The 25,159-nt window shown below is 69.8% G+C and carries 38 protein-coding genes; 3 read left to right on the forward strand and 35 right to left on the reverse strand.

Annotated features, from left to right (window positions below):
• Nucleotides 1–29 precede the first annotated feature (29 nt).
• The 3 genes from ACIBKY_RS51370 to ACIBKY_RS51380 all read left to right on the forward strand — a co-directional run bounded on the left by ACIBKY_RS51370 (nucleotide 30) and on the right by ACIBKY_RS51380 (nucleotide 2,742).
• The gene (locus ACIBKY_RS51370) at nucleotides 30–557 is read left to right on the forward strand and encodes a hypothetical protein (RefSeq protein ID WP_397109361.1); all 528 of its coding nucleotides are present in this window, start codon (nucleotides 30–32) and stop codon (nucleotides 555–557) included.
• Nucleotides 558–809: 252 nt separating this feature from the next.
• Nucleotides 810–1,652, forward strand: coding sequence for a ParA family protein (locus tag ACIBKY_RS51375; RefSeq protein ID WP_397109363.1), 843 nt, complete (start codon nucleotides 810–812; stop codon nucleotides 1,650–1,652).
• 1 nt (nucleotide 1,653) lies between these two features.
• Nucleotides 1,654–2,742, forward strand: a complete 1,089-nt coding sequence (locus tag ACIBKY_RS51380; protein ID WP_397109365.1) for a ParB/RepB/Spo0J family partition protein — start codon at nucleotides 1,654–1,656, stop codon at nucleotides 2,740–2,742.
• A 291-nt stretch (nucleotides 2,743–3,033) separates the two neighbouring features.
• Here ACIBKY_RS51380 and ACIBKY_RS51385 read toward each other — a convergent pair whose 3' ends face one another.
• The 35 genes from ACIBKY_RS51385 to ACIBKY_RS51555 all read right to left on the reverse strand — a co-directional run bounded on the left by ACIBKY_RS51385 (nucleotide 3,034) and on the right by ACIBKY_RS51555 (nucleotide 25,159).
• Entirely contained in the window at nucleotides 3,034–4,140 is a 1,107-nt protein-coding gene (locus ACIBKY_RS51385; protein ID WP_397109366.1) for a pentapeptide repeat-containing protein, read from the reverse strand.
• 80 nt (nucleotides 4,141–4,220) lie between these two features.
• Nucleotides 4,221–4,466, reverse strand: a complete 246-nt coding sequence (locus tag ACIBKY_RS51390; protein ID WP_397109368.1) for a hypothetical protein — start codon at nucleotides 4,464–4,466, stop codon at nucleotides 4,221–4,223.
• Nucleotides 4,463–5,035, reverse strand: coding sequence for a bifunctional DNA primase/polymerase (locus tag ACIBKY_RS51395; RefSeq protein WP_397109370.1), 573 nt, complete (start codon nucleotides 5,033–5,035; stop codon nucleotides 4,463–4,465). Before ACIBKY_RS51395 ends, ACIBKY_RS51390 begins: the two co-directional genes overlap by 4 nt.
• 2 nt (nucleotides 5,036–5,037) lie before the next feature.
• The gene (locus ACIBKY_RS51400; protein WP_397109371.1) at nucleotides 5,038–5,733 is read right to left on the reverse strand and encodes a hypothetical protein; all 696 of its coding nucleotides are present in this window, start codon (nucleotides 5,731–5,733) and stop codon (nucleotides 5,038–5,040) included.
• Nucleotides 5,734–6,008: 275 nt separating this feature from the next.
• Nucleotides 6,009–6,227, reverse strand: coding sequence for a hypothetical protein (locus ACIBKY_RS51405; RefSeq protein WP_397109373.1), 219 nt, complete (start codon nucleotides 6,225–6,227; stop codon nucleotides 6,009–6,011).
• A 4-nt stretch (nucleotides 6,228–6,231) separates the two neighbouring features.
• Nucleotides 6,232–6,666, reverse strand: a complete 435-nt coding sequence (locus ACIBKY_RS51410) for a hypothetical protein (RefSeq protein ID WP_397109374.1) — start codon at nucleotides 6,664–6,666, stop codon at nucleotides 6,232–6,234.
• Nucleotides 6,663–6,941, reverse strand: coding sequence for a hypothetical protein (locus ACIBKY_RS51415; protein WP_397109376.1), 279 nt, complete (start codon nucleotides 6,939–6,941; stop codon nucleotides 6,663–6,665). Before ACIBKY_RS51415 ends, ACIBKY_RS51410 begins: the two co-directional genes overlap by 4 nt.
• A gap of 39 nt (nucleotides 6,942–6,980) precedes the next feature.
• Nucleotides 6,981–7,313, reverse strand: a complete 333-nt coding sequence (locus tag ACIBKY_RS51420; protein ID WP_397109378.1) for an HU family DNA-binding protein — start codon at nucleotides 7,311–7,313, stop codon at nucleotides 6,981–6,983.
• Between the two features lie 53 nt (nucleotides 7,314–7,366).
• Nucleotides 7,367–7,660 (reverse strand): hypothetical protein, encoded by a 294-nt coding sequence (locus ACIBKY_RS51425; RefSeq protein ID WP_397109380.1) that lies wholly within the window; start codon nucleotides 7,658–7,660, stop codon nucleotides 7,367–7,369.
• Nucleotides 7,661–7,762: 102 nt separating this feature from the next.
• On the reverse strand, nucleotides 7,763–8,368 hold the full coding sequence (locus ACIBKY_RS51430; RefSeq protein WP_397109382.1) for a hypothetical protein: 606 nt from the start codon (nucleotides 8,366–8,368) through the stop codon (nucleotides 7,763–7,765).
• Nucleotides 8,365–9,693, reverse strand: a complete 1,329-nt coding sequence (locus ACIBKY_RS51435; protein WP_397109384.1) for a hypothetical protein — start codon at nucleotides 9,691–9,693, stop codon at nucleotides 8,365–8,367. The genes ACIBKY_RS51430 and ACIBKY_RS51435 overlap by 4 nt, the downstream gene beginning before the upstream one ends.
• Before the next feature lie 85 nt (nucleotides 9,694–9,778).
• On the reverse strand, nucleotides 9,779–10,249 hold the full coding sequence (locus tag ACIBKY_RS51440; RefSeq protein WP_397109386.1) for a hypothetical protein: 471 nt from the start codon (nucleotides 10,247–10,249) through the stop codon (nucleotides 9,779–9,781).
• Nucleotides 10,250–10,273: 24 nt separating this feature from the next.
• A complete protein-coding gene (locus ACIBKY_RS51445) occupies nucleotides 10,274–10,819 on the reverse strand; it encodes a hypothetical protein (protein WP_397109388.1) in 546 nt (181 codons plus the stop codon).
• Entirely contained in the window at nucleotides 10,809–11,177 is a 369-nt protein-coding gene (locus ACIBKY_RS51450) for a DUF6011 domain-containing protein (RefSeq protein ID WP_397109390.1), read from the reverse strand. The genes ACIBKY_RS51445 and ACIBKY_RS51450 overlap by 11 nt, the downstream gene beginning before the upstream one ends.
• Nucleotides 11,178–11,267: 90 nt before the next feature.
• Complete coding sequence (locus ACIBKY_RS51455) at nucleotides 11,268–11,429, reverse strand: hypothetical protein (protein WP_397109392.1); 162 nt, start codon at nucleotides 11,427–11,429, stop codon at nucleotides 11,268–11,270.
• A 4-nt stretch (nucleotides 11,430–11,433) separates the two neighbouring features.
• Complete coding sequence (locus ACIBKY_RS51460) at nucleotides 11,434–11,868, reverse strand: hypothetical protein (protein WP_397109394.1); 435 nt, start codon at nucleotides 11,866–11,868, stop codon at nucleotides 11,434–11,436.
• A gap of 80 nt (nucleotides 11,869–11,948) precedes the next feature.
• Complete coding sequence (locus ACIBKY_RS51465) at nucleotides 11,949–12,227, reverse strand: hypothetical protein (RefSeq protein WP_397109396.1); 279 nt, start codon at nucleotides 12,225–12,227, stop codon at nucleotides 11,949–11,951.
• A 15-nt stretch (nucleotides 12,228–12,242) separates the two neighbouring features.
• Nucleotides 12,243–12,947 carry a hypothetical protein gene (locus tag ACIBKY_RS51470; protein WP_397109398.1) on the reverse strand — a complete coding sequence of 235 codons (705 nt, stop codon included), beginning with the start codon at nucleotides 12,945–12,947 and terminating at the stop codon, nucleotides 12,243–12,245.
• 85 nt (nucleotides 12,948–13,032) lie between these two features.
• Nucleotides 13,033–13,419 carry a hypothetical protein gene (locus ACIBKY_RS51475; RefSeq protein ID WP_397109400.1) on the reverse strand — a complete coding sequence of 129 codons (387 nt, stop codon included), beginning with the start codon at nucleotides 13,417–13,419 and terminating at the stop codon, nucleotides 13,033–13,035.
• Nucleotides 13,420–13,664: 245 nt separating this feature from the next.
• Nucleotides 13,665–14,477: a hypothetical protein gene (locus tag ACIBKY_RS51480; protein WP_397109402.1), complete on the reverse strand. Its 813-nt coding sequence runs from the start codon at nucleotides 14,475–14,477 to the stop codon at nucleotides 13,665–13,667.
• Nucleotides 14,478–14,688: 211 nt separating this feature from the next.
• Entirely contained in the window at nucleotides 14,689–15,291 is a 603-nt protein-coding gene (locus ACIBKY_RS51485) for a hypothetical protein (RefSeq protein ID WP_397109404.1), read from the reverse strand.
• Complete coding sequence (locus ACIBKY_RS51490) at nucleotides 15,288–16,472, reverse strand: hypothetical protein (protein ID WP_397109405.1); 1,185 nt, start codon at nucleotides 16,470–16,472, stop codon at nucleotides 15,288–15,290. Before ACIBKY_RS51490 ends, ACIBKY_RS51485 begins: the two co-directional genes overlap by 4 nt.
• Nucleotides 16,473–16,949: 477 nt before the next feature.
• On the reverse strand, nucleotides 16,950–17,195 hold the full coding sequence (locus ACIBKY_RS51495) for a hypothetical protein (protein ID WP_397109407.1): 246 nt from the start codon (nucleotides 17,193–17,195) through the stop codon (nucleotides 16,950–16,952).
• 285 nt (nucleotides 17,196–17,480) lie between these two features.
• Nucleotides 17,481–17,909 carry a hypothetical protein gene (locus ACIBKY_RS51500; RefSeq protein WP_397109409.1) on the reverse strand — a complete coding sequence of 143 codons (429 nt, stop codon included), beginning with the start codon at nucleotides 17,907–17,909 and terminating at the stop codon, nucleotides 17,481–17,483.
• Complete coding sequence (locus ACIBKY_RS51505; RefSeq protein ID WP_397109411.1) at nucleotides 17,906–18,220, reverse strand: hypothetical protein; 315 nt, start codon at nucleotides 18,218–18,220, stop codon at nucleotides 17,906–17,908. The genes ACIBKY_RS51500 and ACIBKY_RS51505 overlap by 4 nt, the downstream gene beginning before the upstream one ends.
• Complete coding sequence (locus ACIBKY_RS51510) at nucleotides 18,220–18,426, reverse strand: hypothetical protein (protein ID WP_397109413.1); 207 nt, start codon at nucleotides 18,424–18,426, stop codon at nucleotides 18,220–18,222. Before ACIBKY_RS51510 ends, ACIBKY_RS51505 begins: the two co-directional genes overlap by 1 nt.
• 94 nt (nucleotides 18,427–18,520) lie before the next feature.
• On the reverse strand, nucleotides 18,521–18,691 hold the full coding sequence (locus tag ACIBKY_RS51515) for a hypothetical protein (RefSeq protein ID WP_397109415.1): 171 nt from the start codon (nucleotides 18,689–18,691) through the stop codon (nucleotides 18,521–18,523).
• On the reverse strand, nucleotides 18,691–20,781 hold the full coding sequence (locus ACIBKY_RS51520; RefSeq protein WP_397109417.1) for a hypothetical protein: 2,091 nt from the start codon (nucleotides 20,779–20,781) through the stop codon (nucleotides 18,691–18,693). The genes ACIBKY_RS51515 and ACIBKY_RS51520 overlap by 1 nt, the downstream gene beginning before the upstream one ends.
• A gap of 91 nt (nucleotides 20,782–20,872) precedes the next feature.
• Nucleotides 20,873–21,703, reverse strand: coding sequence for a hypothetical protein (locus ACIBKY_RS51525; protein ID WP_397109419.1), 831 nt, complete (start codon nucleotides 21,701–21,703; stop codon nucleotides 20,873–20,875).
• Between the two features lie 2 nt (nucleotides 21,704–21,705).
• Nucleotides 21,706–22,110, reverse strand: coding sequence for a hypothetical protein (locus tag ACIBKY_RS51530; protein WP_397109421.1), 405 nt, complete (start codon nucleotides 22,108–22,110; stop codon nucleotides 21,706–21,708).
• A gap of 14 nt (nucleotides 22,111–22,124) precedes the next feature.
• Entirely contained in the window at nucleotides 22,125–22,628 is a 504-nt protein-coding gene (locus tag ACIBKY_RS51535; protein ID WP_397109423.1) for a hypothetical protein, read from the reverse strand.
• Nucleotides 22,625–22,858: a hypothetical protein gene (locus tag ACIBKY_RS51540; RefSeq protein WP_397109425.1), complete on the reverse strand. Its 234-nt coding sequence runs from the start codon at nucleotides 22,856–22,858 to the stop codon at nucleotides 22,625–22,627. The genes ACIBKY_RS51535 and ACIBKY_RS51540 overlap by 4 nt, the downstream gene beginning before the upstream one ends.
• A 173-nt stretch (nucleotides 22,859–23,031) precedes the next feature.
• Nucleotides 23,032–23,430 carry a hypothetical protein gene (locus ACIBKY_RS51545; RefSeq protein WP_397109427.1) on the reverse strand — a complete coding sequence of 133 codons (399 nt, stop codon included), beginning with the start codon at nucleotides 23,428–23,430 and terminating at the stop codon, nucleotides 23,032–23,034.
• The gene (locus tag ACIBKY_RS51550) at nucleotides 23,427–24,944 is read right to left on the reverse strand and encodes a DUF2637 domain-containing protein (protein WP_397109429.1); all 1,518 of its coding nucleotides are present in this window, start codon (nucleotides 24,942–24,944) and stop codon (nucleotides 23,427–23,429) included. The genes ACIBKY_RS51545 and ACIBKY_RS51550 overlap by 4 nt, the downstream gene beginning before the upstream one ends.
• On the reverse strand, nucleotides 24,941–25,159 hold the full coding sequence (locus ACIBKY_RS51555; RefSeq protein ID WP_397109431.1) for a helix-turn-helix domain-containing protein: 219 nt from the start codon (nucleotides 25,157–25,159) through the stop codon (nucleotides 24,941–24,943). Before ACIBKY_RS51555 ends, ACIBKY_RS51550 begins: the two co-directional genes overlap by 4 nt.

Raw genomic sequence — 25,159 nt, forward strand, 5'->3', positions numbered from 1 at the left:
CAGCACCCACGGCGGAGGCCCACAACCCGATGTCTGCCAGCAAAAAACCGGCACAAGACCCGGCCAAAGCCGTCCTCTTCCAAGAACCTGGCGTCCCCGACTCCCCGCCAGCGAAAGCGCCATCATCACCACGCGACAAGAAGCCCATCCCACCACGCCGTCTCAAGGGCGTCACGACCCGCTACCCCTTCACCGTCCGCCTGGCCCCCGAGGTCAACGACCGCCTGACCCTCGCCTGCCAGAAGCTCGGCATCGGCCCACAAGGGGCCCTCGAACAAGCCCTGACCGAATGGTTCGACAAGAACGGCATCCCGGACGACCTCCGGCTCGCCCCGCCCGGCAAACGGCCGGCCCGCCCTCGCACCCTGAAGCCTCGCACATACAGGAAGGGCGAGGGCAAGGACGAAACCGAGGAGCCCAGCATCACCGTGCGACTGCTGCCGCTCACCGACGCTCGCCTCACCTACGCCTGCCTCAACCTGCCGATGGGCCCCAAGGACCTCGTCGACAACGTCCTCAAGGTGTTCTTCATGCGGCACCAGATCCCGCGGCCGTAACCGCGCAGCGCCTGCGGTGATTACGGCGTAATCACCGCCGTGTCGATCACGCGGATCTGCCGCACCGGGCGGCTATGCTGGGCCACGACTTTTGCGAAGAGTCCGCGAGAGGGCCGTCACGGCGACGAAGTGGCGGCCTTCTCGTGTTTCCCGACAGCGATGTCCGTGGAATCCCCCGCCACCCTCTCTAGGATGGCCAGTGCGTCCCAGCCGCCTGCCGGGCCGCGACTCTTCGCAGGAGGTACCCGAACCATGTCCACCCCCGGCCACCGCCGATCCAAGCGGATCGCGATCGCCAACAACAAGGGCGGCAGCGGCAAGACCGCCATTACCGTCAACCTCGCCGCGGCCTACGCCGAGCAAGGGCTCGACGTCCTGGTGGCCGAGATGGACCCGCAAACGAATGCCGGACGTCGCCTCGCCCACCAGCCAGACCCTGCCCGCCCCACCATCTCGGAAGCCATCAAGGCTGATCAGCAGGGGTGCGCCGGTGATGCCTTCGCTGACATCGGCTGGCCGGAACCGTACTCCGACCGAATCACGTTGCTGCCGTCCCGCGACGACGTGGAGAACCGCGTCCTCGAGGCCGCCGAACTCGGCTCGGTGCTCCGGCTCGGCAACGCTCTCGACGGCGCCGATGACGACTTCGACTTGGTGCTCATCGACTGCCCGCCCAACCTTGGGCACCTGACGCAGATGGCGCTGTCGGCCGCCGACTACGCCGTGGCGGTCATGGACCCCGAGCTGGACGGCATCAGCGGCGCGCTCAAGCTAGGCGGCTTCGTCACTGAGAAGCGGCGTCTGCTGCACAACCCGAACCTGGCCGTGGCCGGGTACATCGTCAACCGGCTCGACATGCGCGTCGGCGCGCACTCCTTCCAGGCCGAGGAAGGCATCCCGGACGAGTTCGGCGACGCGCTCATCCTGCCGTACATCAACGAGCGGGCCGTCATCAAGGACGCCGCCGACAACGCCCCGCCGGTGCCGGTCCGGCTCATGGGCGGCCGAGGTCCGGAGGTCGCCGACGCCTTCAAGGCTGTTTCCAAGGAACTTGCGAAGCGGATCGGGCTCAAGCTGCCCGCCGAGGTTGGATGAGATGGCAGTTCAGAAGACCCGCGGTCGCGCGGGCACGGGCGCGGGCACGCTGAAGGCGAACCCTGAAACGGTTAAGGCAGGGGACCAGGCGGCCGGCGTGGAAATGGTCGAGGCGCCGCGGTGGCCGACCAAGGTCAAGATCTCGGACCTGGCCGACAACCCCGACAACCCGCGTGAGAAGCTGCGCCGCCTGGGTGAGCTGGCACGAACGATCGAAGAGGTCGGGGTTCTGCAGCGGCTTGTGGTCATCCCGCGCGAGATCTGGCTGCGGGCCAAGCCGCACCACGACAAGCCAGAGACGCAGGGCGGTATCGGCGACAAGCCATACGTGATCCTGATCGGGCACCGCCGACGGCACGCCTCCGAGATGGCCGGGCTGGAGGAGGTGCCGGTCGACGTCAAGGAGGACGTCGCCGAGCAGTCACGCCGCAACGCGCTGATCGAGAACCTCCAGCGGGACGACCTCACTGTCATGGAGGAGGCGCGCGAACTCGACAAGATGATGCGCGAGGACGAGATGTCCCAGCGTCAGGCGGCCACCACTCTGGGCAAGAGCCAGGGGTGGGTGTCGCAGCGGATCTCGCTCCTCAGCCTCATTCCGGCCCTGCAGGTGGCCGTCGACGACGGCGAGCTGAAGATCGAGGACGCGCGCGAGGTCGCCAAGCTGCTGCCGGAGCTGCAGCAGCTCCTTGTTGACGGCGGTCTGGAGCTGGCGGTCGCGCGGGAGATCGCGAAGCTGCCCGAGGCCGAGCAGCTCGCGGCCGACCGTACGGCTCCCGCTCCGGCACCGGAGCCTGCGCCGTCGCCGGCTCCGGTGCCGGAGCCGCGTGCGGAGGCAAACCCCGCCGCGCCCCGGCCGAACGGGAAGAACCCGCAGCCGCCCCACGATGACGACGGCCTCGACGAGGCCCTCCGGTTGGAAGCGGCCGCGAACACGATCGCCAACCTGCGGGTGGCCCGGCGTGTGGTGCAGCACCAGCCGGACAAGGCGCTGGCCATCTACCGGACGCTGCAGGATGTCCTGGAGGAGATGCGCACGGACCTGGAGGGCGCCGGGCTCCTTGAGCGTCGCGAGGCTCCGGCGGAGTGACCGCGCTGCTTGAACAGGAACGGCGACCATTCGGGACCTGAAGGGATCTAGCCCCATGCGCATAGAGAACGTCCTCGGCATAGAGGTCGTCCCCGAACCTCCCTGCGACCCCCATGCCGGCCTCTCGTGTGCCGACGGGAATGAGCCCCTCTGGGACGACCTCGATCAGCAGGCCGCTACGCGACGGACTCCACCCCGCGAGCGATAGACGAGATTGCCTCGTGCGTAGTGCCTGGAGGGCGGCGCAGCGTGTGGCTGCGCGCCCTCCGCAGGTCGAGGGGAGCGGAGACGTCAGAACTTGGTGGTGGCATCCACCTTGGCCACCGCCCTGATCTGCTGCTCTGTCTTGCCCTGTATCCTCCGCAGGTCCGCGCCGCGCAGATCCGCGTCGCCCAGTTCCGTGCCGCGCAGATCCGCGCCCCTAAGGTCGGCGTCGCGCAGATACGCGCCGCGCAGATGCGCGCGACTAAGGTCCGCGTCGCGCAGATCCGCGTCGCCCAGATCCGCGGCGCCCAGGACCGTGCCGCGCAGATCCGCGCCCCTAAGGTCCGCCTCGGTCAGGGTCGCGCCGCCCAGGTAAGCGTCGTACAGGTTCGCGTCGTACAGGTTCGCGTCGTACAGGGTTGCGCGGGTCAAAAGCGCAGAGCGCAGGTCCGCGCCCACCAGGGTCGCGCCGGATAAGTTCGCGGCGCGCAGGTCCGCGCCCATCAGATGGCAGCCGGTGAGATCGACCCCAGGCCAGTCCACCCAGGCGAGCTGAGCCGAACGAAGTGATCGCCTATGCGAGGGATCGTTGATGACCATGCCGAGGACGCGCACTGCGTGGGCTTCGTCAGGGCCAGGCTGCCAGCCGGACTTCGGCGGCTCGGGCGCTTCCCTGGTCGGCTGGTAGTCGTGTTCGAGGATGAACGCCACGACGACGTCCTCGATGGTGGTGGCATCGGCTGGTGAGTCCTTAGCGATGCGTGCCAGGGCGTACAGGCCGCCGATACGGACCTCGACCTTGGTGGAGCCGAGCTGTTCGACGGCCTTCGCATACCGGTCAGTGATCTGCTGCTGCTGGGTGGAACGCAGGGCCTCCTGCCCGGTCTCCCAGGTGCTGGCGGTGTAGATCAGACCGCCAGCGGTGAAGAGCAGGCCGACGAACACGCCGACCGCGGTGAAGTGCTGCCAGGGGCGTTGCTGCCGTGCCTGGAACAGTTCCATGCGCTTGTCGACCGGGAGGGCGTCGTACTCGGTCTGGGTGGGCGGGTTGACGCGCGGGCCTCGCTTCGGCGGTTCGCCGGCTTCCGGGTTCGCCGGCGGGTCGGCGCGTGCGATGCGTCGGGCCTTGGCGCTGGTCGCCGCGGCGACCACCTCCCGCGCGGGGACGTGGCCGCCCATCTGATGGCGTGGCATACCGTGATTTCAGCCGCTTCCGCCCGGCCCCGCGAGCGGTTTGCCCACTTCGAGACCAGCAGGTTGCGAGCGGCGTTTGGTCAGGCCCACGGGCTGAGGTCGACCTCGGGCCCTGGAGCGTCTGGTCCGCTGGGGCGGGCGCGACGCGGACGCGCGGGTGCAGACTCGGGGGCGGGCGGGAGGCGGACGTCGAGGTAGCGCTGGACCTGCAAGCCGCCGCCACGGCGGGCGCGGTCGCCCGAGTCCTCGACGATGGTCATCACGGCAGCGATGAGCGCAGCGCCCTGCTCTGCCTCCTCCGGGGTACCGACCAGGCGAATCTTCACACGGTGCTCCTACGGTGAGGGGGGTTCGGGGTGGCGGGGAGGGCCAGGAGGTTAGCCAGCCAGGTGGGGCAAGCGGCCATCGGAGCGTCGTACTCGATTACGTACGGCCTGCCGTCGACGATGCTCCCGGGGCCGACGAGGTAGCCGCCGCGGCCGCCGCGACCCGGGCCGCGGGTGTCGATGCCGGGCCCCAGCGGTGAGCGCGGGTGGCGGCCGGCGGTGGAGCCGATGAGCACGCCAGGCGGCACTTTCAGATACAGGTGCAGGCCCTGCGACGGGGTGCGGACGGTCAGCGTGTCCGGCCACGGCTGGCCGTACCGCTCGCACCAGGCGGCGAAGCGGGCGATGCCGTTGACGCCGGGTTCTTTGGTATCGAGGTCGATGCCGAGCACGGTGCTCTTCCAGCAGCCGACGCCGACGTTGTCGCCCGGCCGCCACGTCTTGGCCAGGACGTCGGGGTCGGTGATAGCGGCCTGCTGCCAGCCCGGCGCGTAGACGAGTTTGCTGCCGGGCTGCAGGGCGAAGACGGCCAGGCCGCGGGCGGCGGCCGCAAGCGGATCGGGGTACACGCTCAGTCCTCGCCGTCGATTCCGTAGCAGTCGCAGCTGTAGCCGTCCGGGACCCAGCCGCCACATTCGCCGCACGGGTATCCGGCTTCGCCGCCGGTGGCCTGGTAGTAGCGCTCGTTGGAGATGGTCGGCGGGTCGTGGGGGCGGCGCAGCTGCGGGAAGGCCCGCAGGTGCGCTTCGGCGCGGGCGACGTCGGCCGGGCTCATGATGGCGTGCGCGACGACGTCGCCGGCCCAGTGCTCGGGCGTGGACACTGGCGGGGCGCCGCAGATCGGGCAACCGGGTGTGTGGCAGGCGTGCCAGGCGTAGCCGTCCTGGCAGACGTCGGTGGCGCAGTCGTCGTCGTGCGGGCAGTGCGGCCCGTAGATGCGGGGCTGGTCTTCGGTGGCCGGGGCGGGTGGCAGCGGCTCGCTGGTCAGGTAGCGCTTGAGCATGGCGATGGTGAAGGCGACGTGCTCGCGGGCGTTGTCCTCGGTCACGGTGATGCCCGCGGCCTGCTTGTCGGCCTGGACCAGGCGCACGAGCTCGTCGAGGTCGCCGATGGTGAGCACGGCGGCGGACCGCGCGGGGGTGGGCGCGGAGGGGTCCGCGGTGGTGGTGCGGGCCAGCAGGGTGGCGCGGGCCTGCTGGTAGGACACGCCTTCCTGGGCGGCCAGGGCGCGGGTGTCGCGGGTCAGCTTGCGGTTGTCCTTCGGCATCGGGTCTCTTCTCCCGGCAGGGCGCGGCCCACGTCTGGCCCCGCCGACAGGAAAAGGGGACCGCCAGCGGAAAGGATCATCTGCTGCGCGGAGTCTGCGACCGGCCCAGCAGGGCCGCCCGCCCGGGGGCGGGGTCTTCACCGTCGACGCCCCGGCCGCGTGGGCGGCTTCCGAGGCTCGGGATGGCGGGCGCAACCGCCACAGGTGACGGTACATCAGCCGGCCGACAATATGCAGCCCTGTCCAGGAAGCCGCCCCGGGTGATTACGCCGTAATCACTTCTTGGGACGGCGCGGCCTGGGCGGCCGCCGTTCGACGCCCTCCGCCCGCCGTACCGCGGATCTGGATGCCAGCGCGTGAAGGGCGGCCACGGTGGTTTCGAGTTCCTCGGCCAGGACGCTGGTCGGCCGGGTGTCGTTGGCGTACAGGTCCATGGCGCGGACGAACCACTCGTCGTACTCGGCTTGTCGGCGGCGGCGCTCTTCGTCGTCCACGGGGCTACTCGTACTCCTCGGGGTCGGCGATTTCACGGACGTGCAGGGGCTCGTCCAGGGCGTCGGACGGGGCGTGCCAGTAGGTGGCTTGAAGGGTGAGGATGGGGCAGATCGATACGTCGGCGATGGCGGCGACGTGGGCGTCCCATGGGGTCAGGCCGGTGCGGGAGATCATGTCCGCGAGAGCGGTCGCCTGATCGGCTCCCTTCAGCGGGGCGACGGTGACCTGTGGCAGCAGGTCGAGGCTGGCCAGCAGGTCGTCGCCTTCGTCGGTGCGGGCGTCCAGGGAGGCGCCGGTGATGGCCAGCGCGGACACGATCATCGGCTGTCCCTGGGCGTCGAAGGCCTGGACGAGGCCGATGAGTTCGGCGTTGCCGCGGGCGATCTCGGACAGGACGCCGGTGTCGAAGATGTAGGGGGTTGGCTTGAAGGGGATCACTGGTCGCGCTGGCTCTCCACGTGGGCGATCATGCGCGCGACCTTGGCCTGGTCGGCCTGGGCGGCGCGGGCGTGGAAGAGCTGGCGGCGGCGGCGACGGGTGTGCATGTACTCCTGCATCGCCTCGTTGAAGACAGCTGAGGCCGAGTCGGCCTGGCCTCCGTCGACCTGGCGCTCGACGAACGTCTTCACTTCGGGATCTATGGTGATGGTCACCTTCGGCTTGCGGGAAGCGGTCTCGTCGCCGCCGCCCGCTACCGGATCATGCTGAGTCATACTCGGATCATACCCACATGGTGGCGGGTTGCCACGCCATCACGAGGCCGCCTTGTGCTTCTCCTCCTTGGCTTTCGCGTGCCGGAGCATGCCGTTGGCTTGCACGGCCCGTGCAAGGTCCGGGCCGGGCAGGAAGACGGCTTTCCACTGGTCGTCGATGCGGAACGTGGTGCCGTTCGGGCTCTTGACGTTGTGGGCGGGCACGTGCCGGTGGAGGAAGGTTCCCCATTCGCCGAGCGACACGCGGTGACCGTTGGCGACGGCGCGCAGGATGCTCCGCAGGACGATCCTGAGCGTGCGCGTGGCGTCGTCATGGTCTTGGTTCAGGTCTGCGGCGATGTCGGCGATCAGCTCGTCACGCGTCACGGTCATCTCCCAAGGACGGCGGGCTTGTTCTTGGAAGCGTAACCGCTGCCGGAAAACTCTCACCAGTGCAGGGAGTGGAAGCGGCGGGCGTGGCCGGCGATATCGGCGCGCGCGTATCCCCAGTCGGTGAACTGTTGAACCTGGCGCAGCAGCCGGAGCGCAGGCCGGGTGAAGCGCCGCTTGGTCGTGGCCGGGAGGTCGGTGATGCGGCCGGTGGGTAGCTGCTCGCGGGTGATGCCATGGAGGGCGAGCAGCTCGGCGACGATGCCGCCCTGTTCGTCGCCGGGTGGGGTGGCACAGAGGACGTCCAGGTCGTCGAGCAGCCGGTCTGGGGTGATGCGTGGCGTCGTCAAGGCGAGCGTTTCTCCGGCGAGGTCGAGGTCAGAAGGAAACGGGGTCCTGGCCCGTGCAGGCGGGCCAGGACCCGGTAGGGGCAGCTGGTGATTACGACGTCATCACCAGGGCAGGCCGAGGGCGACGATGAGGGCCAGGTCGTCGGCGCCGGGGTTGCCTCGGGTGACAAGCTCGATCTTCGGCTGCTTCAGGTGCTTGAGGAGGACGCCGCGTAGTTCGCCGCGGGCGGTGTAGGCGAGCCGGTAGGAGGATGCCGGGAACGACACTGCGTACCAGGGGTCGGCTGCCTGCCCCGACCGGATGACGCCGTCGACGTTGTCGGCAGTCCAGCCGTCGCACAGGCACAAAGGGTCGCCGCAGCGGCGGGCAGAGCGCGGTGTCTGCCGGTAGCGGTCGAGCCGGCCGGCGAGCATCGGGCAGGACTGGCGGCTGTAGTCGGCGCACCAGCGATGCTGGGCAGGTTCGTTGATCCAGCCGCGCATCATGTCGGCGGGCCGCACCATGGCCACCGCGGTGTTGGTGGGCTTGCCCAGGGGTTCGCCGCACAGCTGGCACAGCCCGGCGCGCAGGAACGTGGCCACCTTGTCGAAGTCGACTTCGCCGAGGATCGGGGTGTTGTCGCGGTGCCGGATGGTGATCGCCGGGATGAGGAGGCCGTTCCAGTGGGGCAGATGCCGCAGCTGGCGAGGGATCGGGGTCTCGTTCATGCCTGCGCCCCGCCCAGCTCATCGTCGCCGGTGAGGGATTCCTGCCGGGCGGCGGCGTCCTCCTGCGCGGCCAGCTCGGCCGCGAGCTCGGCCACCTGTTCGCGCAGCTGGGCGGCGCGGTGTTCGTGGCGGGCTTGGCGGCCGGGGGCGTGGAAGCGGTCGTGGGCCGCCCTCAGCTGCTCGACGGCGGGTTGAGCGAGCCAGTGCTGCGTGAGGGAGTACACGATGGCACGCACGGTCTGTTCGGTCTTGGCGGGGACGCTGATGGAGGAGTAGCGGCCGAGCCTGCCGACCCACGGGCCGTGGCGGCCGTCCTCGGTGATGGTGTCGGCGTTGTAGGTGCCGTCGCCTGCCAGGGAGATGCCGTTGATGACGGGGGCGCCGCGTCGTAGCGCGCTGCCTTCTTGATGCCGGTGGGTTTCGTGGCCGGGGGCGGCGTCGCCGTACTGGACGCGCAGCTGGTTGCGCTGGCGTTGACCGCCGTGGGTGGATCGGTCGTATTCGAGCGCGTCGAGGCCGAGCCAGAACACGCCGATTTTCACGATGGCGTAGCGGGTGCGGCCGCTGTCGAGGTCCTGGGAGACGTGGACCGTCAGCAGGCGTGCGCCTTTGCCGCCCGGCTTGGGGATGCGGATTTTGAAGGTGTCGCTGCCTTCGACGCGGTCGCCGTCGCGGTAGGGGTCGGGGCCGAGTGCGGCCAGGATGGCTTCGGCGTCGAGGCCGCCGACTTTGCGCAGTTGCAGGTTGGCTTCGACGAGGACGTCGAACCGGGACGGGATCTGCCCGGAGTTCGGCGCGAACACCGGGCACTTCGCATGGCATGGCTGGCCCGGGTCGGAGCGGCACAGGATGCAGGAAGCGTCGGGCTTCGGCACCGTCTGGGACACGTCGAAGACGGGTTTGCCCACGTAGGCGCTCCGCCCCTTCTGGTCATCGCCGCTGTCGGGTGCAGGTTCCTGCTCGGGGTTCTTGTTGGCGCGCTTGCGCCGCTCGTGCAGCGCCATCACGTACAGCGGGCGCGCGCCGTCGACCACCTCGCGGCCTTCGCCGCTCCACCAGCGGGCGCCCTGGACGCGGGTGGCGTCCGGGTCCTGCACCCACAGCCGCATGCTGTTGGCGATGTTGTAGTGCGGAAACTGGGCGGCGTACAGGCGGAACTCGTCGAGCAGGGCCGGATTGTCGCGGATCGCGGCCGCGGCCACTTTCCCGGCGGCGATGCTGGTGGCGTCGCCGAGCATGGTCCGCTCGCGCCAGGCGGCCCACTCCTCGTCGGTCAGGTCAGCGCCTCGGCCGGTGTCGGGCTTGTTCAGGGGGATGCGCAGCATGAAGCCGCACCTCTTTCTGGTCTTGGTTTCGGGTGAAAGGGGGGCTGCTGGGCCCGCCCGGGGTCGGGACGGGCCCAGCAGGGGGTTACGCGTAGGGGTTGGGGCCGAACAGGCCCTCGGCAACTTCGGCGACGCCGTCGAGGTCAAGGTCGCCCGCGAACAGGTCAAGCTCGGTCGCATCGTCGGTGGGCAGGCCAAGCAGGCGGGCGGCGCGGACGGCGGCGTGCACCACAGGCTGCGCCGAGGACACCGAACGGTCGAGATCGCTGAGCAGCCGGACGGCGTCGGCAGGGTCGTCCTCGACGGCGACCACGAACGCACCGACCGAGGTGCCTGGCTGCCCGGCCCAGTGGCCTCCGGTCAGCTGGCACACCCAGCCGGCCAGGCACATGCTCGTGGAGCAGCGCCAGTCGCACTGGTGGTGGGTGATCTCGCCGGGGTTGAGGGAGCCGGGGTCCGGGAGGGTGCGCATGAAGGTGATGACGGCCCAGGCCAGGTGGCCGCCTTGCAGATGGGACAGGTCTGGGTAGGACGGGCAAGCCACAGTTGTTGTCATGACAACCTTTCGGAGCGGAGGGGTTCAGGTGGGCAGGATGCGGGCCAGGGTGTACCGGCTGCGCTTCAGCTGGCTGTCGGAGGACGGCATGTGTGTCCACGTCTTCACCAGGACGTGGCCGATGGTGTCGCTGGGCTCGGCGTCGACGGCCTGCTGCAGGTACTCGTACGCCTCGACCTTGCGGGTGAACAGGCGGGCACCGAGGGGTGAGCCGACGTGGGCGATGGCGTCGTCGATGCTCTCGGGCAGCCACGGGATGCCGTCGCTGTACCAGCGCCACAGCTTGCCGTTGCGCATGCAGCCGTACACGGTGGTCGTGGCCACGTGCAGCCGCCGCGCTGGCGTGGCCGCGCCGGTGACGTCGTCGTCGCGTTCCCACACGTGGATCTCGTGGCCGCGCCGGAAGTTGCGGTTCGGGCAGTCGCCCAGCAGGACGAGCGTGAGGAGACGTTCGCCGCCGCGGTAGGCGTGGGGGTGGCTGACGTCGACGATTTCGGCGGTGACGCGGTGGCCGCCCGCGGTGTTGGTGGTGTAGCGGGCGAAGCCGCCTGGACGCGGGTTAGTGATCACGGTCGGCTGCCGTCAGGGGGACGCTGTGGTTGGTGGCCGTTGCCTGCTTGATGCGCTTCTCACACACAGGCCCGATCGCCTTGGCAATCGAGTCTTCGCGGGTGAGGGATCTGCCGCACATACAGCAAAAGTGGTGTTGCTCGCCGAACGCGACAGCGTCCTCCAGCGTGATGTGCATGTCCTGCCGGAGCCGGTCGATCACATCGAAGGTGACCATGCGGCGGTAGAGCTTGCCGCGGCGGACTTCGAGGCGCTTGATGTTCTGGCGGCCGGCGTAGTAGCGGCTGGGCTTGACGGCGTACAGGCGGCCGTCGAGTTTGTAGACGCCGGGAGTGAGTGACGTCTGTGCGATGGTCACGGGAGTGAGGCCCCCTCTTCGGGTCGGGCTGGCGTTCGAGGTAGGGGTGCGGGCGCAGAGGCTGGGCCCGCACCGGTGATTACGGCGTAATCAGATGAGGCCCATCCGCAGCAGCGGCGACATACACCCCTGCGGGCAGCTGCCGTCAAGCTCGATCGTGTGGGCGTGCGGGCAGGTGACGGTGTCGCCGTCGGTGGTCCAGCCGTCGGGCAGCAACTTTTCGAGCTCGTCGGCGAAGTCGTTGACGTCCATGCCGTCAGGCGGCGCAGGACTTGGCGGCCTGGGCTGCCAGGTGGCGTTGGTAGGTGGCCAGGGACGCCTTCACGTACGGGTCGCAGTTGTTGAATGTCAGCTCGGGGCCGCTCCGGAAGGTGTGAACCCAGGCGTCGAACGAGATGGGGGCGTAGTAGCCGTCCGACATCGACAGGCCGTAGGCGACGTAGCCGCTGTAGGCGGCCTGCTCGAAGGCGGCCGGTTCGAAGAGGTCGCCGAGCAGTTCGGTGATGCCGTCGCGGTGGTGGACGCGAACCGGCTGGTCTTGCGTTGCGGCTTGGGTGAGGGCGGCTTCGTACGTGAGGGCGTACGGCGACTCCATCCACCAGGATTTCGGGTCGCGGTTGGTGGGCTCGATCTCGGTGATGACGAAGCGGGTGCCGGTGTGTGCGGCGGTGTACCGCTGGTAGGTGGTCATGCTGGCCTCCTGGGCGTGGGCTTGGTTTCGGGTGGGGCCGCGCCCGCTGGGGTGAGCGGGTGCGGAGTGGGTGGGCGTCGTCAGCGGCCGGGGGTGACGTCGTTCTGTACGGCCGTCATCGCTTCGCGCAGGCTCAGTCCTTCTTGGAGGGCGCGGGCGACGGCTTCGGCCGCGAGGTTCGGCCCCCACAGCGGGAGGGTCTGAATGAGTGTGAGGAGCGCCTGGCGGACGTGGCCGTGCGGGCCGGGGTCGCAGGCGAGGCGCTGGTCGTTGGCGCGGTTGAGGTCGCGCAGCAGGGCGAGCATGGCGTCGCCGAGCTGCTCGGTTGTGGGTGCGGCGGCTGGGGTTTGGGTGGACATCGGTGGGGTGCCCTTCTAGTGGCCGGTGGTGGAGCAGGTGGGCTTGTTGTCGCTGCGGCCGGTGGCGTGGGCGTCGCAGGTGCGGCAGAACGTCCGCCGGGCGATGTCGTCGGCTGCGTCCTCGATGGCGTCGCACGCGGCTGCGAGCACGTGCTGGGCCAGCGGCTCCGCCAGCTGGTTGAGGTCGGTCACGCCGCTGGCCTCGGCGCGGTTGCGGGCGGCGGTTTGTGCGGCGATGCTGACCTGCTCGTGGACGTCGTACGCGCTGACGTTGTACACGCTGGGGTCGCCGATCATGCTGCAGGCGCTGACGATGGCGCGGTCCAGGGCTTCGGCGAAGCCCTGGCCGTCCATGAGCGCGGACCGGCCGGTCAGATAGCACGGCTCCGGCTTCCCGTTGAGGTAGGTGACGGGGCTGAGTACGGCGGCCGGGTCGGCGGGAGTGACCTCGCGCTGAGTGGCGTCCGGGGCGGCGTCACCGTTGACGACGACGGTCCAGCCGTGCGCCTGGAGAATGTCGGCGAGATGCGGAGTGGGCTCGTCGGTGGGGACGCCGGTGTCGATGACGGCGACCAGGCGCGGCTCGGGGAACAGCTCTGCGTCCGCGACATCCGCGACAGCGACGGCGACGACGTGGTGGGTGGCGGGGATGGCGGCGTTGTTGAGGTCGATTGCGATCGCGCCGTCGTCGTAGGCGACGGCGAGGTATCGGGTAGTCATGGCGGTGGCTCCGTGGTGACTGTCCCGGGACGCGATGGACTTGCGCCCCGGGAAGATTTTTTGATTGCGGTTTTGCTTCCGTGATTTATAGGCTTTGAGCGTGGTACAGCTCGTGGGACTTCGCGAGGATTCGAGCCTGCGCCTGATTGCAGTCGTACCTGCCTGGCAGCAGCACCCAGCCTTCCTCCAGCATCTGCTTGTGGTGGCTGTCGAGGAAATCCTCCAGGGTGCCGTCAGATCCTCCGAGGTAGAGGTCGCCCCACCACAAGTCGTTCTCGTCGTAGTGCTCCAGTGCGCCAGCGGCGCAGAAGTCTGTGTCAGCGCGGGTGCCTGTGAACTCGATCGCCGCGACCGTTCCGTCCTGGGTGACGTCGCCCCAGGCGTCGAGGGTTCCAGGGGTCGCTATGTCTAGGTGCTGGATCTCGATCCCGAGAGCTGATTCGGTGTTGCGGGTGTAGAGCCGGGCGATCATTGCCGCTCCATTCGGGGGTGTCCGCGTGTAGGTCGGGGAGTAACGCGACTGATCCTTACATGGGTCAATGCATTTTCGCAATGACTCTTGGAAGGATGCTTGTACGCGTCTCAGAGCGTCCCTGACGCGACCACCCGCACCACTGACCCCATCACCCCAGACACCCTCTGAAACTCCCGCAGCGACCAGCACAGAGCGACACTTTCGCGCGGAAGAGCACGACGGAATCGAACAGAACAGCGGATCTACGAAGCCTTGTCGTCCGCCGCCGCTGCCGCCTCCGCGGCCGGCGGCGTCATCATCGCGCGGAGCACCTGGCCCGCCAGCTCTGCCCGGTGCTCGTCGGGCAGCTCCTTCAGTGCCGCCGTATAGAACCGCTCGGTTGCTAGGTACCGCGAGAACTCCAGTGGCTGGTTGAAATACGCCCGCAAGTGGCTCGCTGTCGACTCCTGAGAGCGGACGAACGTCCGGCCCACGTACGCGCCGAACGCCGCGGCGGTCGCGCCGAGGGCGCCAGTAACGATCGCGGTCGACGTGGTCGTGGCCGTTATCGCCAGGTAGGCGAACACGGCCAGTAGGAGGAACCCGGTGACCATGGCGAACTGAGCGTTCCGGAAGCTGCGGCGGGCCTGCGAGGTGGCGATCTCGTGGTAGTAGTCCAGCCGCTTGTGGGTGACGTCCCAGAGCGTTCGGAGCGACAGGGCTTCCTCACGCGCGAGCGAGGCTTCTGCTGCGCGCAAGAGACGAACTGACCTTTCTGCGCGGCGGCGCTCGCGTACCTGCTCGACCAGGACGAAGACGACCACGAGGAAGACGCCCAGCGCGACCACACCGATGATGAAGACGACGATTGCGGTGAAGTCCGCTGGATTGGCCTGCGCCGTCATAGACGGTGAAGATCCGCCGAACACGTCGGAGAGCCTGAACGTGACGAAGATGATGAACGCAACTACCACGACGCCGGCCAATAGCATCGCCGCAGTCAACACCCACGGCGGCCCTTCATCATGCGTGCGGAGCTGCTCTAAGGGCTCGTCCCCCGTGCGCTCATCAGCCATACGAACAACGTATCTGCCGACCGCCAACTCAGTTCCGCAGAATCGCGGAATCTACGTCGTAAAGGGCATCTGGACATGCTTGTTGTCTCCGTCCAAAAACCAACCGTTCGACGACGATCAGAGCTCTGACCTGCGGTGATGCCGTCATAGGGAGGGACGAGTACCGCCTGCGGCGGGACCGGACTCCGGTAGGTGTGCGCTCACTGCACCCTTACAAAGTAGATTCGCGAGATTGCGCGCGCTCACGCTCCAGCCGCGCACGAGTCCTCGCCCGAGCCAGAGCCACCGTCTGCGGAGACACCGGTTCATCCTCGACCGGCGGTTCCCAGTCCTTCTCCGCGATCACACCGTCCGCGATAGCAGCAGCAGCCTGCTGATCCCGGCGCTCCCGCTCCCACCGGTCGGCGGGCTTACGTTCGACCTCCTGTGGCTGCGGGGCCTGCATGCTCCGCGCGGCCGCCGGCGACGCGGCGGCCAGCATCTGGCGTGCCCGTTGAGCATGCTGGGCCTGTCTGCCGCTTCTCGTCGCCCGCATCGCGTCCACCTCGGCCGCGCGCTTGGCCTGCTGCTGACGCATCTGGGCTGACTGCTGCGTCACCACCGCTGTACGAGGAGCCCGCGGTTGTCCGTGCCCGTCTACCCAGGCCGACAGCCGGTGCGTGGCCCAGTCGTGGGTGCCGTGCGCGAACGCGCTGTTCAGCCATGGGCTGCCGTCGGGCCTCGTGTTCAGGGCATGTAGCACGTCCGCGACGGTCCACCCCGCTCGAAGGAACGGCTGGGCAGCGTCCTGCGCCCATCGAGGGACGTCGTTCATGTCGTTCCTCCGTAGCGGCTCAGATAGGCGCGTCGTTCGGCTTGCTCGGCGCGTACTCGCGCGCGCTGAGCCTCGACGGCCTGGCGGAACGCCTCGTTCGGTGTCACCGGCACCGTCGCCTCCGGGGGACAGGGCGCCAGCGCCTCTGCTCTGCTCATCTGCGGCTCCAGAGGGATCGGCCCGCCAGCGGCGGCCCGCCTCATGACCTCCTGACTCGCACGCCATGCTGCCTGGTCAGCGCGGCGTCGCGCGGCGGCCGCCGCCGCGATCTGAGAGGGCCACGGCTGCGTCAGCTGGCCGTCGTCGTCACACCAGAGGTTGAGCCGGGCGCGGAACCGGGAACGTAGGATCCGGATGCGGGCGGACTTCGGCAGCGAGCCGAGTCCGTCGGTGATCGACCCCCACCGGTCGCCGCCGGGACGGACGTTCAGGGCGTGCTCGATGTCGCGCACCGTCGCGCCGGTGGTCACCTCGTGGCGGGTCAGGGACCGCAGATCCCGCACCGACAGGTCTTTGAAGAGCCCGTTGTCGGTCTTGAGCCGTTCACACAACCGCAGCGCGTCGGCCCTGGTTGTCGCGGAGACCGTGGAGGGCCACGACGGAGTCGGTTCCGTGATGACGGAGGCCTCGCGCGGGCCTGCGTGACGGCCAAGATCCGTGAAAACCTTAAGATCAACGGCGGGAACGCAAGTTTCATCCACAGGGGCTTTGACCAGGTAGAACGTGGGACGTTCGGAAAGCGTCTCGCAGGGCCACGGGTGCTCCTCATCGAGGGCCTGGGCGTCGAGCTCGGCCTCGCGGACAGCGACGGCGTCGAGGGCGTCGGCCTCGTACAGCGCCGCCAGGAGGTCGTCGGGGACGATGGCCACGTACTCGCCCGCGAGATGGCCCAGCGTGTCGGCCTCGCGCTCCTCCTTCGTGCGGTTGCGGGACTCCGGCGTCGACCCCGGCGTGACGACGCCGATCAGGCCGGCGCGGCGCGCCCAGGTGAAGCGATCGCTGATGGTGCGGAGCGACACGCCGACCTCGGCCGCGAATTTCTCCCAGGTGAAGCCGGGCAGGGTGACGCGGTCGGCGCCGAGGTTGAGGGCGAGCTGCCACAGGAAGCGGCGGGTGTTGGCCGTCCAGTGGGCGCGGCGGCATTCGCCGTCGACCAGGTGAAATCCGAGGTCGAGCCACACCGCGAGGGAGGGCGCGACCTGGTGCCCGTCCGGGACGGGAGACTCCTCGACGGGCCCGCGGGGGGCGGGTTCGGAGGGTGTTTTGGGCGCGGCTGACCGACACGCCGGAATTTCGGAGTCCGGGCATGCTGGGATGGCCGCCTGGCTCCGTGTTATTGTCGGCTCCAAGCGTGAGTTGGATTTTGCGCGCAGAAAGCCCCGGCATCCGGCCGGAGCCGATGCCTGTGAACGCCAAAGACGCGCGTGGCTATGCAGTTAGGGGTCGTGCTCAGAGCAAAGGGCCGCCTCCTCGGGCGTGGTCGAACAATTGAATGAATCAGGAAGCCGGACCGGCGACTTTGCCGCTCAGCTCACGAGGTTGGCCGCCAAGTGGGAGCTGAACGATCTGGTCGTCTGTCGCGACGTTCGCGAGGGGCCCCGCTCTGCGGGGCTCTTCTCATGTCTGGGGGCTGTTCTCCTTTCGCGCCAGCCGTACAGCTAGGCGGCTGCCATGGCATCGTCCATGGCATCGTCGAGGGGGAGTTCCTGCTGAGACTCCTCGGGAGACAGCGAGCTGCCGAGACCGAGTGCCATCGCAATGAGCTCCTCGGCGACACGGGCCTGTGACATGCCGGTGCCCGCGTGGAGCTCCCGGATGGCTTCCTCGACCTCGGGACGCGTGAAGGACAGCGAGAGACGCCGACGCAGGATCGTGCGCTCCGGCCCAGGCTTGCTTACGCTCATGGTCGCCTATCCTGGCGCAACTGTGATTCATGATTCCAGCACCTTTGCGGCGTGTCGCGCGAGCACTTTCAGCGACTTCGATCATCACAGGTGCCCGTCTCTGCGCATGCGCACCACCCCCGGACTGGCCAAAGGGTCCACTACGGACGACAGCGTCACGATCCATGCCCTCCGTCCCAGATGATCCATCACGTCAGAGATGACCGGAACTCTATCGGGTCCTGCGGAAATTCGGCCAGTCCTCAACCCATGAAACCGCAGAACCCGATAGAACCAATCATCCGATCATCTGCTCTCCGGACGAATCCCGTTCCAGGTGATCATCTCCGGGCGATGCTCCCGCGCCAGCCTCTGCGCAGCCACCTCCGCATGGGCCGCCTGCCTGAACGGGCGACTACGCGCGGCCTCCTCCGCAGACGGCCCGTACTCGGCCGCGGACCATTCCTCAGTGCCCCCCGGATCCCGCACATCCCGGCAGATGATCTTCTCGACCTGCCATCCAACCTCGTACGTGCGGGCACCCGTCCGCTGGCCGTAGAAGTAGACCGTCACCACGGCCCCCGGCCGCTCCCGCGCCGTGTACCGGACGCTGTACGACGGCGTCGCCTGCACGTCCCCACCCACCTCGCCGGCGTCGTGGAGGACGCCGCGGGTGTCCGTGTCACGGCTGAACACCTTCAGCCACCGCGGCCGCGGCGTGTCGCCGGCCTTCACTGCGGCCCCCGACGCACCCAGAAGACGCACTCCTGGCCAGGGCGCTGGATGACGACGTCGTGGTGCAGGCGATGCGCCCGCACCATCACCGTCGTGCCCGCGGCAACGATCGACTCGATCTCGCCCACATCAGCGCTACGCCGCGGCCCCCGCCGGGAGCACAGCCGCACCGTCCCATCCGCGTGTGCGCCCCGCCACAGCAGACGCACCGCCTCCGTCTTGCCTACCGCCTCGCCTACCGCCTCGGTCCCGGTGATGAGAGCGCCGACGTTGGACAAGACAGCGCGCAAGGCTGCCATCCGCTCGCCCATCAGATGCGGCCCTCCAGGGCGCTGACGCGCTCCTTCAGCTTCTCGATCTCCTCGCTCAGGCCCTGAGCCGACTGCATCCGGGCGGCGGCCGCCGCAGCCGCCGCGTTCTGACGGTACGCCTGCGCCTTAGCGGTCAGCCCGCAGTCATCCCAACTGGCTGCCTGTTTGATCAGGTCGTCGACCGTGGCCCACAGGTTCGGTTCCATCCAGATCCCCTTTCTCGGGTCGCGAACCTCTCGGGGAGGGGGTGTCGGGCCGGGAGGTTCGACCGGCCCGACACCCGTGAGCAGCCGCCAGCGATTACCGCGAGCGGACGACCTTCGTGGGGTGTGCGGCAGTACGCCACGACTCGCGCTCCGACTGCAGCGGCGCCCGGCACTCTGGGCAGCACGCCAGCCGGTACGGCGCCAGCTCCACCTCCACGTCCCGGCTCTTGACCGGGCACCAGACGACAACCGCGAGGCGGCCCATCACGCACCCCCCGCCCGCGAGACCGCCATCAGCGCGCTGCCGCGCCGCCACACCCGCTCCTCGACCACCAGCGCCTCCACCGCGGCGTCGATGTCGCCGAGCGTGCACGCCGCGATCCTGCCGCCGATTGCCGCGATCACCTGGTCGAGCTCCATCCAGCCGGGCGCAGCCCCGAGGACAGCTTCGATGGCCGCCTGCACGTCACCCCCGGCCGGCGAGGCCTGCGCGTCGCCGGCCACGAGTGTCAGTCCCGGCTGGCGTCCGCGAGCGAGGAGCTCGTCGTAGTCGGCGAAGAAGCCGAGCGTCACCTCATCCCACATGCCCGCGGCGCGCCTCTGCGCCCACCCGAACGGGTCGTCAACGATGAGGGTGCGGGCCTTCGCGCGCGGCCGGGCGTCCGGGCCGGACAAGTAGCACAGGCCGCTGGTCGGCTCCCCGGTGGAGACGAACGCCTCTTCGAGCGTGGACGGGTCAGCGGCCAACCCGACCATGTGATGATCATCGGATGCCTTCGTGCGGAATCCGGCGACCTGCCCGGCCAGGTTGGAACGCAGCCCCATCTCGTGCAGGTAGTCCAAGCCGGCGTTCTGGCTGATGCCGTCGAGACCACCCCCGGCCTTGCGGATCGTCATCGCCGACGTCGTCAGGAGCTCGACCGCCTCCCGGCCGTAGGTGTCGTCCCCGAGCAGCAGCGGCAACTCGTCCAGCACGCCGTAGAAACCCGGCATATGGAACGTGCGGCCGGTGACGGGGTCGATCAGCTGCTCGCCGGGCACCAGCTGCGCCTTGCCGCGCCGTTCGCGGCCGCGCTCGTCCATCCAGATGGCCTGTCCGAGGTAGGCCGAGCGGCGCCGGAACACGTACGCGAGCCGACGCAGCTGCGCGGCGCATCCCGGCACTCCGGTCGCCTGCAGGGTGACGGCCTTCAGGAGGTCGGGCATGCACTGCCCCTCCTGCGGGTCGAGGACGCCGGTCACGAGCTGGGCGCAGCGCAGCGCGAGCGCCACCTTCGTCTCGGCGAACCTCGTCTTGCCGGACTCGACCCGGCCGAACGTCAGATGCATCTGCATGCCGCCCGACCTGGTCCAGAACTGCACGTGAGCGGGCCGCGAGTCGAAGAAGTAGCCGACGCGCGCCCTCCCGGTGCGCGGGTCGATGCGGGCGCCGTCGTCCTCCAGGGTGCGCCTGCGGGCCAGGCTGGCGTCGTTCTCCACGACGGTGAGGACCGCGCGGGAGGCGTCAACCGGCCGGGTCGGCTCGATCTGGACCTGCTCGACGCCGATCCCCTTCAGCGAGGCGATCACCTCGCGTGGCGTCGTCCCGAACAGGTGCGACGGCAGCGTCCGCCCCGGCGTACCGATGATCGGCGCAGAGAATCCGCCCGGCACGTCGACCGCCCGGCCGAGCCGGGTCGTCGCGAACCCCGAGTACAGCGGCACGACCTCGTCCGCCCACCACTGCTGAACGGAGGCCTCGCCCGGCTCCGGGTCCGGCTCGGGCTCGACCGGTGGCTGTTCAATCGGGAACGGCTCGGGCCGCGGCCGCCGCCAGTGTGCGCGCAGGTATCGCAGCGACAGCAGCGTCCCGACCAGCCACATGAGAAGGAGCAGCAGCTCAGACGCGCCGAGGGTGCCGGCTGCCAGCAGCCACAGCGCCGCGGCGGTGAGCGCGATCCCGGGGATGGCGACGCTACGCATGGCGAGCACGCCGAGGACCAGGCCGACGCCGAGCACGATGAGGGCGACCTTCAGCCACCACGACGACGGCCCCTGCCAGCGCAGCACCTCGTGCACGAACAGCCATCGCACCTCGACCTCGAACCCGTCGAGGCCCTTCGCCGCGGCGTGCAGGCCAAGCATCAACGCGAACGGCGTGAGCATGGCCAGGTTGCGCCGGTAGCGCCACGTCGTCCTGCGGACGACGCGTTTGGCCTGCTCAGCCGCCGCAACCGTCTCCGGCTTCGGGTCGCGTTCGCCGTCGCTGCGACGCGCATGCCGAGGGGACTCATCAAGCGGTTTGCCTCGCCCCGGGCCGGGGTCAAGCCGGGTAGTCGGGGCGGGCTCACCGAACTGCACGCCGAGGTGGTCCATGAGGTTCCCATCGCCGAGAGAGGAGAAGTGCGGGGCTGGCGCCCTGGGCCGTGGCCCGCTTCCGCGCCGAAGCGGGCCACGATCCGGGCCGTCAGCCCCCGATCAGCTTCTGCAGGGAGGCAGCCACCTCCTTCAACTGCCTGGACAGGACGCTCGCGGTCTCCCTCGTCTGGCGAACCTTCGGCAGGATGTCGCCCTGGGCCGCGAGGTGAGCGGCCAGTTCCGCGCCGATCCCATCGATGCGGGAGACCATCGCCTGAACCGAGACGGCGCCGCCGTCAAAGGCCTGCTTCAGGTGCTGCAGGCCGCCGGCGACTTCGCCGCGCAGGGCTGGCTGGTTGGACATGACTTCTCCTTCAGGTGGTGGCGTGACCTGGTCGTAGACGGCCAGGTCGGGGTCATCGGGCCCGGCCTGCGGAAGCGGCGGGTCATCGTCTTCGTGGTCGTCTTCTGGGAGGTCCTCGACGACGACGGCCTCGTGGACGTCGTCGGGCTCATCGGCAGGGGGCATGGGCTCGACCTCGACGTCGGGATCGTCCTGGTGGCGGCCCCAGCCCGCCTTCCAGCCGTCGATGAACGCGCCGAGGGCCCGCTTGGCGGCGATGACGGTGCGGGCGGTGCCCCAGGCCAGGGCGCCGCCTGCGATCAGGGCGACGCCGAGGGTGTCGCCGAACCCGATCAGCGCGGGCGCGAGCGGGTTGTCGCTGCGGTCCAGGCTCTTGCGGACGCGTGCCCACCCGCCCGCGACGTCGGCGCGGCCTCGGTTGAACTCCGTCTTCAGCTGTTGGCCCGCCGCCAGGCAGCCCTGCTTGAACGCGTCACCGGCCGGGGCACGCAGGTCAGGACGGCGCCACCACACGACCCCGCCGCAGAGGCCGCCCGCCGCGAGCAGCGCCAGCAGCAGCGCGATCTCCAGCCCCACCGCTACTCCACCACCTGGGTGATGGGCTTCGCGCTGCTCTCGTGGTGCTTGGTGACGTACGCCCACCCGGCGCCGCCGTGCGCGACCGCGCCCGCGATCACCGATGCGGCCAGCAGCCCGACCAGCGGGTAGTCGATGCGGCCGTCCTTCCAGTCGATGATGATCGCGAACACCAGGCAGACGCAGGCCGTCAGGAAGAACACCCCCACCCACCCCTTCGCGTCAGGCGACGGGATCAGGTCCACCAGCGCTTCGGCCAGCCACAGCGTCAACGGGACAGCGCCCACGCCTGCGGTCGTCATCAGCAGGAACGTGAACCGCGAGGCCTTGCGTCGCTTGAGGAAGATGACGCCAAGGCAGAGGAACGGGACGCCCGCGACCAGAGCGCCGATGATCGTTTCCAGCATGGGACGACCCCTTTTCAGGTGAGGAGAAACGACAGCAGGCCGAGCGCCCACTGCGCGGCGGTCTCGATCGGCGTGGTGGCCACCAGCAGCCGCCAGATGAGCAGGAACACGATCAGGTAGATCGGGTACCGGGTGAGCGCCGAGGCCGCGGCGAGCAGCACGTGTACCGGCACCGCGAACAGCACCCCGTACAGCACGTAGCCCACGCGGATGGGCCACGCCTCCCCGCGGTGTGCCTCGCACGTGCGGTACTGCATCCACACCTCAGCGATCGACGGCCGGCGGTCGGTGAGCACCGACTCGCCGCGCTCGTCGACCACCAGCGACCGCACCCGGCTGGTGGCCTTGGCCAGCAGCCGGGTGCGTGGCTGCGTAACCTCCAGGTCCGTACCGGGCTCGTCGCCGGCCGACGCAGGCGCGGGACCGGCGGTGCCCGGCAGGTTGACGACCTGCGCGAGCTCGTCAGCCGCAGGCTCGGAGTCGGGGTAGGGCGACTTGAACTGACGCACGGCGCTCATCCCCCCTCCCCGCCGTACTCCGACCTGGTGACGTCACGGGCAGCAGTCGCGAACTCGTCCGCGTAATGCCGCAGAAGCTTGGCCCGCTGCCGGGCAGACGACACATTCGCCAGGACGTTCATCAGGTACCGGTGCGCGGTCGCGAACTCCTCCTCCGGCGTGGGAGCGGCCTTCAGCCGCGCCTCCCAGCGGGCCGTGCGCGCCTGGGCCTTCGACCGGGCGTCCGGCATGAACCTCTCTCCTCCAGTGGCTACACACGGTGACTGTCGGGGCGGTGTGCTACCGTCCTTCGCGTGCACGTGCGCGCACGTGCGTGCACCGGCGCGTAGCCCCCCAATCCGGCTCCCACCAGCGGTTCCATCCCGGCGCCGCCCCCTCCCGCAGCGGCTACGCAGCGTGGCATTCACACCCGCTCCTCGCCGAAGAACACCTGACGAGCGCGCCGCAGCAGATGCTCGGACTCGCCGCCCGATGGCACCCGATCGAAGGTGCCGTCCACGAAGCCGCCCAGAGCGGCCTGGTCGGTCCACCACAGCCGGTCGTCGTCGGGCAGGACGACCAGGAGCCGCCCCAGGTGTGATGCCGACGCCTGCAGCTTCAAGCCGGCGTGCTCGGCGTAGCCTCGGTGGATGCGCGACAGCGTCACGCGCGGGCAGACGGCGATGACCACCTCGCCGGCGTCCTCGCGCATCTCGGTGAGGGTGATCCGGTCGGGGGCGGTGTCGTCGTAGGTGGCCCACAGGCTCCGGATGGTTGTCGGGTCGTCGTCGAGGCGGAGGACGAGGTTGAGGTGGTCTCTCATGAGGGCTCCCCCGAAGGGTGGGTGTGGGCGGGGTTCGGGTACTCGTCACGCAGCCGCACGGCGATCTCGCGCTTGGTGCCGACGACGGCCTTGATGCCGTCGGCGGTGAGGTGGGACGGGTCAAGACGACCCGCACGGATCGCCGCGTAGAAGTCGGCTTCGACCTGCTCGAAGGTGCGGCGACGCACGATGGGGTGGCCACCCTTCAGCCGGACGGAGCGGGCCCTGGGGCGGGTCTTCGGGGTGGGGGAGGGGCGGGTCGCTGGGGTGGGCTTGGGGTGGGCGTCTGGGGTGGGGGAGGGGCGGCCCGTAAGGGTGGGCTTGGGGTGGCCGTTGACCTGGCCACCGTTCACCCGGCCAGCGCCCACCCCAGCCCCCTGACGACCGCCCGCCGGGGGAGCGGCGGGCCGGGGGAGCGGCACCAGGGAAGAGGAGCCGCTCCCCACACCCCCGCGGGTCGCGTACGCCTGCGCCGGGAACCGGTCAGCGAGCCAGTCGGTGATGCTGGCCACCGCGTTCTCGCCTACCAGGTCCTGCAGCTCGGCCATCCGGATCGACTCCGGCGCGAGCCGCTTCGGCCGCACCAGCCGGCCGTCAGCGCCGAGCAGCAGCTCCCCGTCGGCGGCGAGCTCCAGGTCCTCGGCCACCTGCCGGGCCAAGACCGCCGCCGCGACCGTCCGCTCGGCCCGGGTCGAGGTGGGGCCCACGCCGTACCGGTCTCGCCACGCCAGATGCCACGCCTGCTCCGTCGAGCAGGCCGGGCCAAGCGCCGTCCGGGTCGAGTGCGCCGCCCAGTGCAGGCGGGGGTAGCGAATCCACCGCCACAGCTGGATGCGCAGCTCGGCTATCGACCGGCCGCCCGCGACCTGCGCGTTCTGCATCGCGGTCAGCTCCCACTGGAGCACGCCCAGCAGCGAGCACAGCGCCAGCACCACACCCCGCGACAGCGACCCGGACTCCGCCCCGTGCCACAGGTTCATCACGGCCGCCGCCCCGGCCAGCAGCCACGTCGCCATCCGGTAGCGCAGACTCGGCAGCCCATGCGTGATCGCCCGGTGCGCCAGGAACGCCTGGTACCAGGCCGCCCCCTCCAGCGCCACGGGCAGCACCCACGACCACCCGCCGAGGCCGAGCTGGTGCTCGCCGTACTCCGACTGGCCGCGCCACGCGATGACGATCGGGGCGCCCATCGCGATCACGCCCAACAGGTACGGCACCGCGTCGCGAACGCCCGCGGCCGCCGCGGCGACGCCACGCCGGCTCCTGATCCAGCGCGCGGCCGACGCCTTGACGCGGGCCTGCCGCCTGTCGGCCTTCAGCTTCAGCTTGGCCGCGCGACGAGCAGCTTTCCGCTCTTCCGCGCGACGGGCCTGGTCGTCCTCCAAGCTGAGGGCGCGTGCCCGGCGCTCGAGCGCGCCGTTGGCGCGGACCTGCTCAGCTTCGGCCGCCGACTTCTCGCGCAGACCGGCCGCGACGTCGCGGGCGGCCTTGCCGTACAGCGGAGGCGCGCTCACTGCCGCTCCTCGGGCAGCACCCACTGCTCGCCCAGGTACGCGCGCACCGCCGACTCCGGGAAGCGGCGGTGGCCGCCGGGGGTGAAGATGCAGCGGAGCTTGCCGTCGTTGGCCCATCGGCGCACCGTGCGCGCGTCGACGCGGAAGAACGCGGCCACCTCGCCCGGCCAGTAGCTCGGCTCGGGGAGGCCAGGAGGCTCGGCGGTCGCCGTCAT

Origin of the sequence: Nonomuraea sp. NPDC050394, assembly GCF_044459065.1 — a bacterium.
Lineage (GTDB): Bacteria > Actinomycetota > Actinomycetes > Streptosporangiales > Streptosporangiaceae > Nonomuraea.

Coding starts and splice junctions, on each gene's coding strand:
- ACIBKY_RS51435 (WP_397109384.1), bottom strand. CDS start 9,693: ATGCTGCGCATCCCCCTGAACAAGCCCGACACCGGCCGAGGCGCTGAC.
- ACIBKY_RS51480 (WP_397109402.1), bottom strand. CDS start 14,477: ATGGCTGATGAGCGCACGGGGGACGAGCCCTTAGAGCAGCTCCGCACG.
- ACIBKY_RS51420 (WP_397109378.1), bottom strand. CDS start 7,313: ATGACCGTGACGCGTGACGAGCTGATCGCCGACATCGCCGCAGACCTG.
- ACIBKY_RS51375 (WP_397109363.1), top strand. CDS start 810: ATGTCCACCCCCGGCCACCGCCGATCCAAGCGGATCGCGATCGCCAAC.
- ACIBKY_RS51455 (WP_397109392.1), bottom strand. CDS start 11,429: ATGGACGTCAACGACTTCGCCGACGAGCTCGAAAAGTTGCTGCCCGAC.
- ACIBKY_RS51510 (WP_397109413.1), bottom strand. CDS start 18,426: ATGGAACCGAACCTGTGGGCCACGGTCGACGACCTGATCAAACAGGCA.
- ACIBKY_RS51475 (WP_397109400.1), bottom strand. CDS start 13,419: ATGATCGCCCGGCTCTACACCCGCAACACCGAATCAGCTCTCGGGATC.
- ACIBKY_RS51545 (WP_397109427.1), bottom strand. CDS start 23,430: ATGAGAGACCACCTCAACCTCGTCCTCCGCCTCGACGACGACCCGACA.
- ACIBKY_RS51440 (WP_397109386.1), bottom strand. CDS start 10,249: ATGACAACAACTGTGGCTTGCCCGTCCTACCCAGACCTGTCCCATCTG.
- ACIBKY_RS51430 (WP_397109382.1), bottom strand. CDS start 8,368: ATGAACGAGACCCCGATCCCTCGCCAGCTGCGGCATCTGCCCCACTGG.
- ACIBKY_RS51530 (WP_397109421.1), bottom strand. CDS start 22,110: ATGCTGGAAACGATCATCGGCGCTCTGGTCGCGGGCGTCCCGTTCCTC.
- ACIBKY_RS51415 (WP_397109376.1), bottom strand. CDS start 6,941: ATGACTCAGCATGATCCGGTAGCGGGCGGCGGCGACGAGACCGCTTCC.
- ACIBKY_RS51370 (WP_397109361.1), top strand. CDS start 30: ATGTCTGCCAGCAAAAAACCGGCACAAGACCCGGCCAAAGCCGTCCTC.
- ACIBKY_RS51515 (WP_397109415.1), bottom strand. CDS start 18,691: ATGGGCCGCCTCGCGGTTGTCGTCTGGTGCCCGGTCAAGAGCCGGGAC.
- ACIBKY_RS51535 (WP_397109423.1), bottom strand. CDS start 22,628: ATGAGCGCCGTGCGTCAGTTCAAGTCGCCCTACCCCGACTCCGAGCCT.
- ACIBKY_RS51505 (WP_397109411.1), bottom strand. CDS start 18,220: ATGGGCGAGCGGATGGCAGCCTTGCGCGCTGTCTTGTCCAACGTCGGC.
- ACIBKY_RS51385 (WP_397109366.1), bottom strand. CDS start 4,140: ATGCCACGCCATCAGATGGGCGGCCACGTCCCCGCGCGGGAGGTGGTC.
- ACIBKY_RS51460 (WP_397109394.1), bottom strand. CDS start 11,868: ATGACCACCTACCAGCGGTACACCGCCGCACACACCGGCACCCGCTTC.
- ACIBKY_RS51400 (WP_397109371.1), bottom strand. CDS start 5,733: ATGCCGAAGGACAACCGCAAGCTGACCCGCGACACCCGCGCCCTGGCC.
- ACIBKY_RS51555 (WP_397109431.1), bottom strand. CDS start 25,159: ATGACGGCGACCGCCGAGCCTCCTGGCCTCCCCGAGCCGAGCTACTGG.
- ACIBKY_RS51520 (WP_397109417.1), bottom strand. CDS start 20,781: ATGGACCACCTCGGCGTGCAGTTCGGTGAGCCCGCCCCGACTACCCGG.
- ACIBKY_RS51485 (WP_397109404.1), bottom strand. CDS start 15,291: ATGAACGACGTCCCTCGATGGGCGCAGGACGCTGCCCAGCCGTTCCTT.
- ACIBKY_RS51495 (WP_397109407.1), bottom strand. CDS start 17,195: ATGAGCGTAAGCAAGCCTGGGCCGGAGCGCACGATCCTGCGTCGGCGT.
- ACIBKY_RS51540 (WP_397109425.1), bottom strand. CDS start 22,858: ATGCCGGACGCCCGGTCGAAGGCCCAGGCGCGCACGGCCCGCTGGGAG.
- ACIBKY_RS51465 (WP_397109396.1), bottom strand. CDS start 12,227: ATGTCCACCCAAACCCCAGCCGCCGCACCCACAACCGAGCAGCTCGGC.
- ACIBKY_RS51380 (WP_397109365.1), top strand. CDS start 1,654: ATGGCAGTTCAGAAGACCCGCGGTCGCGCGGGCACGGGCGCGGGCACG.
- ACIBKY_RS51470 (WP_397109398.1), bottom strand. CDS start 12,947: ATGACTACCCGATACCTCGCCGTCGCCTACGACGACGGCGCGATCGCA.